This window comes from Azospirillum griseum (assembly GCF_003966125.1).
In the GTDB taxonomy this organism is placed as follows: Bacteria; Pseudomonadota; Alphaproteobacteria; order Azospirillales; family Azospirillaceae; genus Azospirillum; species Azospirillum griseum.
Genome location: NZ_RXMA01000017.1, coordinates 85,871 through 98,831 on the forward strand (window position 1 = coordinate 85,871; position 12,961 = coordinate 98,831).

Genomic DNA, 12,961 nt, shown 5'->3' on the forward strand with positions numbered 1-12,961 from the left:
AGCGGGAGGGCGTTTGCCCTCCCGTTTTTCATGTGTGGGAACCGTCCCTTGGCAAGGGATGGGGTGGTCACTCCGCCGTCAAACTCAGGTTCCCATCCGCGTCCAGCGGGAAGAAGGGGTTCCAGGCGATTTCCCACAAATGGCCATCGGGGTCGGCGAAATAGCCGGAATAGCCGCCCCAGAACACGTCTTGCGCCGGTTTCAGGATCCGCGCGCCCGCCCGTTCGGCCTCCGCCATCAGCGCGTCGACCGCGTCCTTTGACGGCAGATTGTGGGCCAGGGTGATGCCGCCGAAGCGGGTGGGGTCGCCCGCGTCGGGCAAATGGGCATCCTCGGCCAGGGCGGCGCGGCCATACAGCCCCAGCGCCATGCCGTTCAACTGGTAGAAGGCGACGTTCTCGTTGCCCGCCGGGGAGGGCGTCCAACCCAGCCCCTGTTCATAGAAGCGCTGGGCGCGCGGCAGATCGGCGACGCCCAGGGTGACAAGGCTGATGCGCGGTTGCATGGCGGGACTCGCGTGGTTTCCGGGAACGGGCGTCAGGAGGGCAGGGCCTCGACCGCGCCGCAATTGCGGCGGTGGGCCATCAGGCAATCTTCCAATTTGGATTGGCGGGACAAGGCCCCGGTCAGCCAATAGCCCAGCGCCAGCACGATGGCGACGGCGACCAGCGCCCCCAGAGTGGCGGCTTGGCGCGCGCGCTCACTGGTGGGAGAGGGAGCCGGGGACGTGGCGCTGTCAGGACGCGGGGGTACGGGAGGCATAGGCGCAGCGGGCTGATTGAAGAAAGCGGGATGCTACTGCGTTTCTCGGCCGGGCGCACGCCGCTCACGCCGTGGCCTCCCCCCGGACCAGCCGCAGCAGCGCGTGGGCGATCACCTGCTCGCTCATCACCGTGCCGGTGGCCCCGCATTCCTGAAGATGCTCGGCCCCGGCGTCGGAATGGGCGCGGGCCAGGATCTCCAGCGCCGGGTTCGCGGCGCGGGCCTGCTCCACCACCTGACCGGCCTCGAACGCGTCGGGGATGACGACGATCAGGCGCTGGGCGGCGGCCAGATTGGCGGCTTCCAGCACCTGCGGGTCGGCGGCGTTGCCGAACAGCACCTCCGCCCCGTCGGTGCGGGCGGCCTGCAAGGGGGCGGCGCGGTCCTCGATCACCAGGAACGGCACGCCGCATTCCTTCAGCCCCGCCCCGATCACCGACCCGACCCGGCCATAGCCGACGAGCACGGTGTGGTTGGTCAGGCGCGTCGGCTCCAGCGCCAGCGCCGGGGCTTCGGTTTCCGGGGCGGCGCTGGGTGAGGCCACCACCTCCTCCACCGGGACGATGCGGAACAGCAGGGTGAACAGCAGCGGGTTGACCAGGATCGACAGGATGGCCCCGGCCAGAATCAGGTCCTGGCCGATGGTCGGCAGGATCCCCATCCCCACGCCCAGCCCGGCGAGGATGAAGGAGAATTCGCCGATCTGCGCCAGGCTGGCGGCGATGGTCAGGGCGGTCCCCGGCGACCGGCCAAAGGCGCGGACGATCAGCAGGGCCGCCAGCGACTTGCCCGCCAGGATGATGGCCAGCGTGGCCGCCAGCGCCAGCGGGGCGCGGACCAGGATCGACGGGTCGAACAGCATGCCGACCGAAACGAAGAACAGCACGGCGAAGGCGTCGCGCAGCGGCAGGGTCTCTTCCGCCGCGCGCTGGCTGAGCGGCGATTCGTTCAGGATCATCCCGGCGAAAAAGGCCCCGAGCGCGAAGGACACGCCGAACAGCGCGGCCGCGCCAAAGGCCACCCCCAGCGCGATCGCCAGCACCGCCAGCCGGAACAGCTCGCGCGATCCCGTGTGCGCCACCCAATGCAGGAGCCAGGGGATCACCCGCCGCCCGGCGATCAGCATCACCGCAACAAAGGCCGCGACCTTGCCCAGCGTGACCAGCAGCACCCCGGCCAAGCCCAGGCCGAAGGGACCGGCGGCCCCGTCGCCGCCCTTCAGCGCCCCGGCCACCGCCGGAATCACCACCAGCGCCAGCACCATCGCCAGATCCTCGACGATCAGCCAGCCGACGGCGATGCGCCCGCGCTCCGTCTCCATCAGGCGGCGTTCGTGAAGGGCGCGCAGCAGCACCACCGTGCTGGCGACCGACAGGGCCAGCCCAAACACCAGCCCGGCCATCGGCGTCCAACCCAGGACCCAGCCCAGCCCCATGCCCATCGCGGTGGCCACGGCGATCTGCACCACCGCGCCGGGCACGGCGATGGCCTTCACCGACAACAGATCCTTCAGCGAGAAATGCAGCCCGACCCCGAACATCAGCAGGATGACGCCGATCTCCGCCAATTCGTTGGCAAGCTGCTGGTCGGCGACAAAGCCGGGGGTGAACGGCCCCACCACCACCCCGGCCAGCAGATAGCCGACCAGCGGCGACACGCGCAGCCGGTGGGCGAGGGCACCAAAGACGAAGGCAAGGCCGATGCCGGCAACGAGCATGGCGATCAGGGGGCCGAAATGCATGGGTCTCCTGCGCAAGGGCTTGGGGTGGGCGTTTGGGGCAAGCCCCACAGATTGGGGTGCAGGGCGCGGGTTTCAACCGATTGTCGTGGCAAGCGGGCCGGGAAACCTCTCTTGGAAACGAAAAACGGCCCCTGGAAGGGGGCCGTTGCCCGTCGTCGCTGTCCGGTTTGCGCCGGGGTTATTGCGGGGCCATGCGGATGGCACCGTCGAGCCGGATGGTTTCGCCGTTCAACATCTCGTTTTCCAAAATGTGCTGGACGAGGCGGGCGTACTCGTCCGGGCGACCGAAGCGCTTGGGGAACGGCACGGTGGCGGCAAGGCTGTCCTGCACCTCCTGCGGCATGCCCAGCAGCATCGGCGTGCCGATCAGGCCGGGGGCGATGGTCATCACCCGAATGGCGCTGCGGGCCAGATCGCGGGCGGCGCAGATGGTCAGGGCGACGACGCCGCCCTTCGACGCGGCGTAGGCGGCCTGACCGACCTGCCCCTCATAGGCGGCGACGGACGCGGTGTTGATGATGACGCCGCGCTCCCCCGACTCCAGCAGGTCCAGCTTGGACATGTCGGCGGCGGCCAGACGCAGGATGTTGAAGCTGCCGATCAGGTTGATTTCGATCACCTTGCGGAAGGCGTCGAGCGGCATCGCCCCGTCGCGCCCGACGATGCGCTGCGCCGGGGCCACGCCCGCGCAATTCACGGCGATGCGGGCCGGGCCGTGGGCGGCGCGGGCCTGTTCGAAGGCGGCTTCCGCCGAGTCGCCGTTGGTGACGTCGCAGACCAGTCCCAACCCGCCGATGTCGCGCGCCGTTTGCTCCACCGCGTCCTTGTTGACGTCCAGCACCGTGACCTTGGCCCCCAGGCTGGCGAGATGGCGGGCGGTGGCCGCCCCCATGCCCGACCCACCCCCGGTGACGATGGCGGACAGACCGGCGATGTTCATGCTGTTTCCTCCTGATGATGGCCTGACGGTGATGGCCAGATGGCGATGGGCCGCCGCGTGGTGGCCGGTGGATCCGGCCTTGGGTTCCACACCAGTCTATCAGAAGTCAGAGCCTCACCAAACTATACCGTATGGTTAACGGTGCGCGCCGCCAATCATGGGAGGGTTGCGCGTTTCAGGGCGCGGGGATGGGGCGGGAAATTGGGCGAGGGTCAGGCGGCCTGCTGGTGGGCTTCGGACCGGGTGTTGACGGCGCTGGGGCGGCGGGCGTGGCTGGCGTCGCGGTGCATGGTGAACAGGGCGGCCGCCACGATCAGCGCGGCGCCGATCCAGCCGCGCAGATCCATCGCCTCGCCAAAGGCGATCCAGGCGATCACCGCGCTGAAGGGCAGGCGGGCGTAGTCATAGGGCATCACCGCCGGGGCCGGGGCCATCGACAGCGCCCGCGTCATCGCCAGTTGCGCCAGGGTCAACGCCCCGCTGAGCAGGAACAGCCAGCCCCACGCGCTCCAACTTGGCCAGACCCAGGCGAAATGCGATGGCATCGCCAGGGCCGGCAGCGCGGCCAGCGGGGCGGAAAACAGGCTGAGGAACAGGACCACCACCAGCACGCTGTCGTCCCGGGTCAGGCGGCGGGTCATCAGCAGGGTGGCGGCGGCGGCGACGCAATGCAGCACCAGCACGGCGAACGACGCGTCGATCCCGCCGCCGTCCGGTTTCAGCACGATCACCACGCCGGTCAACCCCAGGGCGATGGCGGCCAGCCGGTGCGGGCGCAGCCGCTCGCCAAAAAACAGGGCGGCGCCCAGCGTGACGAACAGCGGGGTGGTGAAGCTGACGGCGGTGGCGGTGGGCAGGGGGATGTGGGCCAGACTGTAATACCACGCCATCATCGCGGCGACGTTGACGGCGGCCCGCGACGCGAACAGCCCCAACCGTCCGCCGGTGACGACGGCGCGGCAGGCGCTGGCCCCGCGCGTGACGATCCAGGGCAGCAGCAGCACCACGCACAACAGGTTGCGCAGGAACACGATTTCCAGCGACGGCAGCGAATCCGTGATGTGGCGGATGGTGGCGTTGCCCATCGCAAACAGCAGCGTGGCGGTCAGCATCCACAATGCGGGTTGCAGCAATCCCCCAACGGAGCGGGTCGACGGGACGGTGGACGGTTCGGTTGACATTGTGGTGCACGCCCGATGGTTGGCGAGCAACACCATGGGTCACGGGGACAATGATGCTGCCGAAGCGTCATCATTCTCGTGCAACCCATGCTCTTCAAGTCTGACCTTAGCGCTATGGTTGTTTGGAATAGCGCATAGTGCGCGGAAACGGCTGTTTCATCCATCTGCCACCCCCCAAAAGGGTTGAGCGGCCGGGGCGGGGGTCAGACCAGCTTCAGCGCGATCACCGCCAGCAACCCGGCGATCACCCACAGGGCGGCGCGGTCGCTGCGGCGGCGACGGTCCCAGCCTTGCAGCATCTGGCGCACCGTGTGCGGGTGCAGGCGCAGGCCGCCTTCGGCCATGTCGGCGGTCACGCGTTCGGCCTCGCGCACCAGGGCGGGCAGGCGGCGGATGGTGGACAGGGCGGCCCCGACATCCTCGACGATCTGCGCCTCCGGCCCGCGATTCTCGCGCATCCACTGCTCGATCAGCGGGCGGGCCAGTTCCCACATGTTGATGCTGGGGTTCAGCAGCCGTCCCACGCCCTCGGCGGTCAGCATGCTTTTTTGCAGCAGCAGCAATTGCGGCTGGGTTTCCATCTCGAACTGTTCGGTGACGGCGAAGAGCTGGGCCAGCAGCCGCCCGACCGAAATCTCGCTCAACGGCTTGTTCTGCAACGGCTCGCCGATGGCGCGGCAAGCCTGGGTGAAGATCTCGATTGATTGATGGCGGGGGACATAGCCCGCCTCGAAATGGACAATCGCGACGCGGCGGTAATCGCCGGACAGGAAGCCGATCAGCATGTCGGCCAGATAGCGGCGGGTGGCCTGGTCCAACCGCCCCATGATGCCGAAATCCACGGCGGTGATGGTCCCCTGTTCGTTGATGAACAGGTTGCCAGGGTGCAGATCGGCGTGGAAAAAGCCGTCGCGGAACACCTGGTTGAAGAAGCTGGCCGAGGCCATGGCGAGGATGGCGTCGCGGTCGAAGCCCGCCGCCTCGATCCGCGCGGCCTCGTCCACCTTGAAGCCGCGAATCCGCTCCAGTGTCAGCACCCGACCGCCGGTGCGGTCCCAATCGACCGCCGGGACGTTGAAGGTCGGGTCGTCCGTGAAATTGCCGCCGAGTTCGGAGGCCGCCGCCGCCTCCATCCGCAAATCCATCTCCAGGCGGGAGGTGCGGGCGAAGGTGTCCACCACCTCGCGCAGGCGCAGGCGCTTCAGCCGGGGCAGCACCGTTTCGGCCAGCGCGGCCAGCCAATAGAACAGGTCGATGTCGCGTTCGAACGCGGCGGCGATGCCGGGGCGCAGCACCTTGACCGCCACCTCCTGCCCGTCGGCGGTGACGGCGAAATGCACCTGCGCGATGGAGGCGGCGGCGACCGGCTTGTCGTCAAAGCTCTGGAACAGCGCCGACAGCGGTTGCCCGAACTCCTCCTCGATGATGGCGCGGGCCTCGCGACCGGGGAAGGGCGGCAGCTTGTCCTGCAACTCCGCCAGATCGACGGCCATCCGCTCCCCCACCAGATCGGAGCGGGTGGAGAGCAATTGCCCCAGCTTGATGTAGGTCGGCCCCAGTTCGGCCAGCGCGCGGGCCAGACGCTGGCCGTCGCGGCCCGGCACCCCGCGCCGGGCGATCCGCCGCCACAGCCAGGACAGGGCGGGGGCGTTGGCGAGCAGCGAGTCGGGCAGGGCGTCGTAACGGGCCGCCGTGCGGCCGATCACCGCCAGACGGAGGAGGTTGCGCAGAATCAGGAACACGGTGCGTCAGATCCGCCAGCCGGAATGAATGGCGGCGATCCCGCCGGTCAGGTTGCGCACGCGCACGGAGGCAAAGCCCGCCGCCGCGATGCGCCGGGCCAAATCCTCCTGCGCCGGAAAGCGCCGGATGCTTTCGGCGAGGTAGCGGTAGCTGTCCTCGTCCTTGGCCACGATGCGCCCGATCTTCGGCAGCACCTGAAAGGAATAGACGTCGTACAGCTCGCGCAGCACCGGCAGCACGACGTGGCTGAACTCCAGGCAATAGAATTTGCCACCGGGCTTCAGCACCCGCCGCGCCTCGGCGATGGCGGCGTCGATGCGGGTGACGTTCCGCAGGCCGAAGGCGATGGTGTAGGCATCGACGGAGCGCGAGGCGATGGGCAGCTTTTCCGCGTCGCCCACGGTCCACTCCACGCCCGACAGGATGTTGCGGTCAATCGCGCGGTCGCGCCCGACGCGGACCATCGCCTCGGTGATGTCGCAGACGATGGCGGCCCCGCCGCCGCGCTGAAGAAAGCGGAAAGCGATGTCGCCGGTCCCGCCGGCCACGTCCAGCAGGGTCATGCCCGGTTTGGGGGCCACCATCTCCATCAGCGTGTCTTTCCACAGCCGATGGATGCCGCCCGACATCAGATCGTTCATCAGGTCGTAATTGGTCGCCACGCTGCCGAAGACGGCGCGGACCAGTCCCGATTTGGCCTCGGGGTTCACGGGCTGAAAACCAAACCATTCCCCTTCGGACCCCGAAACGGGCGGCGGAACGGCGGCGGGCGGGTGGTGGGGCGTGTCGCTCATGACCGGGACCATAGCGCGGCGCGCGGGGCGATGCCAGTGGGGGGATTGCGGTGCGGGTGCGGCGGTTTGGGGGACGGTGGAACGCGTTGGGTGTGTATCCCTTGAACGCATATGGCGCATGATGACATAGTGGCTGATGCAACCTTGGGAGACGATGTGCCGAAGGCCGAGCTGCGCTACAGGGAGCGGAGGGAGCTTGCGGATGGGTCCATCCTGCAGGCGACGATCTGGCAGGTTCCGGCCCCGGTTCCGCCCAGCGGACACACCCTGAAATACAGCCTTGTCTACATCGTCAACGGGGTTCGCGTGGTTGGGTATGACAACGAACGGGGCAAGGGCGATCATCGGCACTATGGCCCCCGTGAAGAGCCTTACCGCTTCACCACGCCAGAGCAATTGATGATCGATTTTCTCGCCGATGTGCGAGCGGCAGGAGGGAGGGTGTGATGGCCGATCTGCAGGTGCTTGTGGGCGATGCCGCCCAGGACTTCGCCGGTCGCTTCGCCGACGCCTGGCACCGCATCGAGGCGGGGGACGCGGTGAATGAGCGGCATTTGTCCTTTGATCGCTTTGAAACCTTGGCGCGCGTGCTGACCGGCAAACGGCTGGAGTTGCTGCGCCATCTGCATCGCCAGCCCGCCGCCAGCGTCAACGCGCTTGCCAAGGCGCTTGGTCGGGATTACCGGCGGGTTCACGAGGACATCGAGGCTCTGGCGCGGGCGGGGTTGGTGGACCGTGAGGATGGTGGAACCGGGTTGACGGCACCGTATGACGTCATCGCCACCCGCATCGCGCTTTGACGTCAGGTCGCAAAGGGACATCAGGTCGTCAAGGTTGGTTGTTCCATCCTGTCTATTCCGCGCCTGTGCTGGACAAGGGGGGCCGTTTCAGCGCGCCCCTCATCCCCCTTGCGCTATCCCCCTCCTTCCCCCCACCCTGACGCCCATGCCTGAGCTTCCTGAAGTCGAAACCGTGTGCCGGGGCCTTGCCCCGCATCTTGAGGGGCGGGTTCTGGTCCGTGTCGATCAGAACCGGCCCAATCTGCGCACGCCCTTTCCGCCGGACTTTGTCGCGCGCCTGACCGGGCGGCGGGTCACGGCGGTGCGGCGGCGGGCGAAATACATTCTGGTGGATTTGGACGATGGGGCGGTGCTGATCGTCCATCTCGGCATGTCCGGGCGGATGCTGATCGCGCCGCAGCGGCCCGAGTCGCCGGGCAAGCACGACCATGTCGTGTTCGAGGTGGACAGCGGCACGACCGTGACCTTCAACGACGCCCGCCGCTTCGGTCTGATGGATCTGACGACGGCGGACGGGTTGGCCGACCACCCGATGCTGCGCGCCCTGGGGCCGGAGCCGCTGGGCAACGCATTCTCCGGCCCGGTGCTGGCCGACCGGCTGGCCGGGAAGATCACGCCGATCAAGGCCGCACTGCTCGACCAGGGCGTCGTCGCCGGGCTGGGCAACATCTATGTGTCGGAGGCGCTGTTCCAGGCGGGCATCCACCCGACCCGGGCGGCCGCCGACGTCAGCCGGGCCGAAGCCGATCAACTGGCCACGGCGATCCGCGAGGTGCTGGGCCGCGCCATCGCGGCGGGCGGCTCCTCCCTGCGCGATTACCGGCAGGCGTCGGGGGAGCTGGGCTATTTCCAGCACCAGTTCGCCGTCTATGACCGGGCGGGGCAACCCTGCCCCGGCTGCGACTGCGACACGGCGGTCAGCGGGGGTGTTCAGCGGATCGTGCAGTCGGGGCGCTCGACTTTCTATTGTGCGGCGCGCCAACGCTGATATACCTGAGCGCATGACGGCTTTTTCGGCCACGCTTCGGGCGACGTTCGGCGCCCTTCTCCTTGCCGGCCCCGCGGTCGCGGGCCTGGGGAGCCTCGCTTTTCCCTTGCTTCCGGCTGCCGCCGTTGCGGCGTCGCCCTTCGTTCCCGGTCTGGCCGACGTGCCAGCGATGCCGGGACTCGAACCGGTGGACGCCGAACCGCTGGTGTTCGACAAACCCGATGGGCGAATCGTCCAGGTGGTGTTGTCGGGCATGGTCCCGCGCGGCGCGGTTCTGGCCTTTTACGACCAGACCCTGCCGCAACTGGGGTGGAGCCGGGCCGCCGAACAGCGTTTCGTCCGCGAGGGCGAGGGGCTGCGGCTGGATTTCGTCACGGGAAGCGGGTCGTCGGACCGGACGACTCTGCGCTTCACCCTGACGCCGCGCTGAGGCGGGGGACACCCTCCGCCCGGCCAGACCCTCCAGCCTCACCAACAACCCCGACCGGAAGCCGAACAACCACAAGCAAGAAACCGGACGCACACCACACGCGGGGCGGCAGAGCCGATCCCTGCCAGAACGGGAGACCGCTGCAATCATGTCGTACGAAACCATTCTCGTCGAAACCCGTGGCCCCGTCGGCCTCATCACCCTGAACCGTCCCAAGGCGCTGAACGCCCTGTGCGACCAGCTGGTGACGGAGCTGGGCCAAGCGCTCGACGGCTTCGAGGCCGACAGCGCCATCGGGGCCATCGTCATCACCGGGTCGGAGCGCGCGTTCGCCGCCGGGGCCGACATCAAGGAGATGGCCGGTTTCACCTATATGGACGTCTACACCTCCAACTTCATCACCGCGAAGTGGGAGCAACTGGCCAAGTGTCGCAAGCCGACCATCGCGGCGGTCGCGGGCTTCGCGCTCGGCGGCGGGTGCGAGCTGGCGATGATGGCCGACTTCATCCTGGCCGCCGACACCGCCAAGTTCGGCCAGCCGGAAATCACCATCGGCACCATCCCGGGGGCCGGCGGCACCCAGCGCCTGACCCGCTTCGTCGGCAAGTCCAAGGCGATGGAAATGGTCCTGACCGGCCGCATGATCGACGCGGCGGAGGCCGAGCGTTGCGGGCTGGTCAGCCGCGTGGTCCCGGCGGCCGAACTGATCGAGGAGGCGGTGAAGGTCGCCACCAAGATCGCTTCGCTGTCGCAGCCCATCGTCGCCATGGCCAAGGAGGCGGTGAACGCCGCCTATGAAACCACCCTGGCCGAAGGCGTGCATTTCGAACGCCGCGTCTTCCATTCGACCTTCGCCACCGAAGACCAGAAGGAAGGCATGGCCGCCTTCGCTGAAAAGCGTCAACCGGTGTGGAAGAACCGCTGAGTCTTGTGACGCCGTCCCCCGCATCTTGTGGGGGACGGTGCCGTTTCAATCATGATGATGTTTCGCTGGGATTGAATGAGATCTGGCCCGGTCGGTGTCTTGACTCTCATTTGGCCTGAGCGTATAAGGCGCGCTCGCATTGCGACAGACGTGTCGTTCGGAGTAGGGTTTCCATGGCCAATCACAAGTCCGCTGAAAAGCGCATCCGTCAGACCGAGCGTCGTACGGAAGTCAATCGTAACCGCATCAGCCGCATCCGTTCCTTCGTCAAGAAGGTTGAGGGCGCGATCGAGGCCGGTGACAAGTCCGCCGCCGCTGAGGCCTTCAAGTCCGCCCAGCCGGAAATGATGCGTGGCGTCACCAAGGGCGTGCTGCACCAGAACACGGTGTCGCGCAAGCTGTCGCGCCTCTCGGCCCGCATCAAGGCTCTCTGATCGAGCCTGTTTGCCGGTTTCAAAAAGCCGCGCCCGAGATTCGGGGCGCGGCTTTTTGCGTTTCAAGGGTATGCGTGGGATTTTGAACAATTGTTTGGAAAAACCCACGGGTCTCTCAGAAGATTCAGCAATGAAATCTTGGTGTTAGGCGTGTCAACCGAGTCTTTTTGACCCGTTCGCCATCTGTCCCATTGCCAGCCATCTGGCAGGGGATTAAAGTTTTCTTCCGTCCGATGTGGCGAAATGGTGTGTTCAACACGCCGCGCACCGTTCGGGTAAACGCTAGAGATGGTGAAGGTCTTGGGCCGAGCGGGCATTTTTATGTCTCGGTTGGTACAAGATTGTTGTTTTTCTAAAAACACGCGCCGGTGATGCTGGTTTGTGCAACCGAATCGGTGGTGTGTGTTTGGTCTTGCCCGCCACTGCGGTCGGCGGGGCCGTGAATGGCGTGAATGGTTTGATCCGTGGGTGTGTGGCGCGTTGGGGCGGGATGGACCCGCCCTTTCGGTGGTGAACGCGTGGTGGCGGCACCGCCGTGGGGAACGGGGGCGGGGGTAGAGGAGCATGTCGGTCGGCGTGTCGTTGGATCAGCAGTGGGCGCGGGTGCGTGGGCGTCTGAAAGACGAGGTGGGCGAGATCGCCTACCGCAGTTGGCTTCAACCGCTGTCCGTCGCCAGCATGACCGGCGGCGAGGTGTGCATCGTCGTGCCCACCCGCTTCATGCGCGATTGGGTGCTGACCCACTACGCCGACCGGATTCGCGCCCTGTGGTCGGGAGAGAACCCCGACGTCCAATCCATCGATGTGGTGGTCGCCTCCACCAGCGCGCCCGCCGTGCTGAGCGCGGACAACGACGACCGCGACGACCCCGGCCCGCGCGATTCCCTGCCATCGCGTGACCGGGGCGAGGCCCGCACCCTGTTCACCGCCGCCGCCGAACGCCGCCCGCCGGATTCGGGCACCATGACGGTCCCGTCCTCCGTCGCGGTGGCCACACCCGCCACCGTCTACACCTCCGCCTCCTACGGCGGGGCGTCGGACGAGTCGCCGAACGGGGTCCCGGCCATTCTGGAAGACCGCTCCGACCTGTCGGCGGCGCTCGACCCGCGCTTCACCTTCGAGAATTTCGTCGTCGGCAAACCGAACGAGCTGGCCCACGCCGCCGCCCGCCGCGTCGCCGATGCCACGACCGTCACCTTCAACCCGCTGTTCCTCTATGGCGGGGTCGGGTTGGGCAAGACCCACCTGATGCACGCGCTGGCCTGGCAAATCCGCAAGAACGATCCCAACCGCAAGGTGCTCTACCTGTCGGCGGAAAAGTTCATGTACCAGTTCATCCGCGCCCTGCGTTTCAAGGACACGATGGCGTTCAAGCAGCAGTTCCGTTCGGTGGACGTGCTGATGATCGACGACGTGCAGTTCATCAGCGGCAAGGATTCGACGCAGGAAGAGTTCTTCCACACCTTCAACGCGCTGGTCGACCAGAACCGGCAGGTCATCATCTCCGCCGACAAAAGCCCGTCCGACCTGGAAGGGATGGAGGAGCGGTTGCGCTCCCGCCTGGGCTGGGGGCTGGTCGCCGACATCCACCCGACCACGTACGAACTGCGGTTGGGCATCCTTCAGGCCAAGGCCGACGCGCTCCAGGCGAGCATCCCGCTGAAGGTGCTGGAGTTCCTGGCCCACAAGATCACGTCCAACGTGCGCGAGCTGGAAGGGGCGCTGAACCGCATCGTCGCCCACGCCGACCTCGTCGGGCGGTCGATCTCGCTGGAAACGACGCAGGAGGTGCTGCACGACCTGCTGCGCGCCAACGACCGCCGCGTGACCATCGACGAGATCCAGAAGCGCGTCGCCGAGCATTACAACATCCGCGTCGCCGACATGCATTCGGCCCGCCGCGCCCGCGCCGTGGCCCGGCCCCGGCAGATCGCCATGTATCTGGCCAAGCAGCTGACCGCCCGCTCCCTGCCGGAGATCGGTCGCAAGTTCGGCGGGCGCGACCACACCACCGTGATGCACGCGGTCAAGAAGGTGGACGAGCTGCGCAGCACCGACCCGTCCTTTGCCGAGGATGTCGAGCTGCTGCGGCGGATGCTGGAAAACTGAGCCGCTTCAGTCGCTTTGCCGGTCTGAAGCGCCGCTGTCGGGCTGTCCGGGGCGCGACGAAATGCCCCATACCCTGACCTTTGGCTGGTTTTCTGTGACTTTTGGCTAGAATGC

Annotated in this window: 14 protein-coding genes; 7 read left to right on the forward strand and 7 right to left on the reverse strand. The window is 67.3% G+C overall.

Annotated features, from left to right (window positions below; all coding sequences use genetic code 11):
* Positions 1 to 67 precede the first annotated feature (67 nt).
* The 7 genes from EJ903_RS17160 to EJ903_RS17190 form a co-directional block, all read right to left on the reverse strand.
* Positions 68 to 505: a VOC family protein gene (locus EJ903_RS17160; RefSeq protein ID WP_126617682.1), complete on the reverse strand. Its 438-nt coding sequence runs from the start codon at positions 503 to 505 to the stop codon at positions 68 to 70.
* Between the two features lie 32 nt (positions 506 to 537).
* On the reverse strand, positions 538 to 762 hold the full coding sequence (locus EJ903_RS17165; RefSeq protein WP_126617684.1) for a hypothetical protein: 225 nt from the start codon (positions 760 to 762) through the stop codon (positions 538 to 540).
* Positions 763 to 826: 64 nt separating this feature from the next.
* Positions 827 to 2,503: a YbaL family putative K(+) efflux transporter gene (ybaL, locus tag EJ903_RS17170; RefSeq protein WP_126617686.1), complete on the reverse strand. Its 1,677-nt coding sequence runs from the start codon at positions 2,501 to 2,503 to the stop codon at positions 827 to 829.
* A 178-nt stretch (positions 2,504 to 2,681) separates the two neighbouring features.
* Complete coding sequence (locus EJ903_RS17175) at positions 2,682 to 3,443, reverse strand: SDR family NAD(P)-dependent oxidoreductase (RefSeq protein WP_126617688.1); 762 nt, start codon at positions 3,441 to 3,443, stop codon at positions 2,682 to 2,684.
* A gap of 212 nt (positions 3,444 to 3,655) precedes the next feature.
* Positions 3,656 to 4,555 carry a DMT family transporter gene (locus tag EJ903_RS17180; RefSeq protein WP_126617690.1) on the reverse strand — a complete coding sequence of 300 codons (900 nt, stop codon included), beginning with the start codon at positions 4,553 to 4,555 and terminating at the stop codon, positions 3,656 to 3,658.
* 272 nt (positions 4,556 to 4,827) lie between these two features.
* Positions 4,828 to 6,366, reverse strand: a complete 1,539-nt coding sequence (ubiB, locus tag EJ903_RS17185) for a 2-polyprenylphenol 6-hydroxylase (RefSeq protein WP_126617692.1) — start codon at positions 6,364 to 6,366, stop codon at positions 4,828 to 4,830.
* A gap of 6 nt (positions 6,367 to 6,372) precedes the next feature.
* Positions 6,373 to 7,161, reverse strand: a complete 789-nt coding sequence (locus tag EJ903_RS17190) for a class I SAM-dependent methyltransferase (protein ID WP_246015686.1) — start codon at positions 7,159 to 7,161, stop codon at positions 6,373 to 6,375.
* A gap of 129 nt (positions 7,162 to 7,290) precedes the next feature.
* On the opposite strand from EJ903_RS17190, the gene EJ903_RS17195 reads away from it, so the two are divergent.
* The 7 genes from EJ903_RS17195 (at position 7,291) to dnaA (ending at position 12,847) form a co-directional block, all read left to right on the forward strand.
* Complete coding sequence (locus EJ903_RS17195; protein WP_246015688.1) at positions 7,291 to 7,608, forward strand: toxin-antitoxin system TumE family protein; 318 nt, start codon at positions 7,291 to 7,293, stop codon at positions 7,606 to 7,608.
* Positions 7,608 to 7,961: an HVO_A0114 family putative DNA-binding protein gene (locus EJ903_RS17200; RefSeq protein ID WP_126617698.1), complete on the forward strand. Its 354-nt coding sequence runs from the start codon at positions 7,608 to 7,610 to the stop codon at positions 7,959 to 7,961. The genes EJ903_RS17195 and EJ903_RS17200 overlap by 1 nt, the downstream gene beginning before the upstream one ends.
* A gap of 145 nt (positions 7,962 to 8,106) precedes the next feature.
* Entirely contained in the window at positions 8,107 to 8,949 is an 843-nt protein-coding gene (mutM, locus tag EJ903_RS17205) for a bifunctional DNA-formamidopyrimidine glycosylase/DNA-(apurinic or apyrimidinic site) lyase (RefSeq protein WP_126617700.1), read from the forward strand.
* A gap of 106 nt (positions 8,950 to 9,055) precedes the next feature.
* Positions 9,056 to 9,379 carry a hypothetical protein gene (locus tag EJ903_RS17210; protein WP_246015690.1) on the forward strand — a complete coding sequence of 108 codons (324 nt, stop codon included), beginning with the start codon at positions 9,056 to 9,058 and terminating at the stop codon, positions 9,377 to 9,379.
* A gap of 148 nt (positions 9,380 to 9,527) precedes the next feature.
* Complete coding sequence (locus EJ903_RS17215; protein ID WP_126617704.1) at positions 9,528 to 10,304, forward strand: enoyl-CoA hydratase; 777 nt, start codon at positions 9,528 to 9,530, stop codon at positions 10,302 to 10,304.
* A 173-nt stretch (positions 10,305 to 10,477) separates the two neighbouring features.
* The gene (gene rpsT / locus EJ903_RS17220; RefSeq protein ID WP_126617706.1) at positions 10,478 to 10,738 is read left to right on the forward strand and encodes a 30S ribosomal protein S20; all 261 of its coding nucleotides are present in this window, start codon (positions 10,478 to 10,480) and stop codon (positions 10,736 to 10,738) included.
* A 564-nt stretch (positions 10,739 to 11,302) separates the two neighbouring features.
* Positions 11,303 to 12,847, forward strand: a complete 1,545-nt coding sequence (gene dnaA / locus EJ903_RS17225) for a chromosomal replication initiator protein DnaA (protein ID WP_126617708.1) — start codon at positions 11,303 to 11,305, stop codon at positions 12,845 to 12,847.
* Positions 12,848 to 12,961 lie beyond the last annotated feature (114 nt).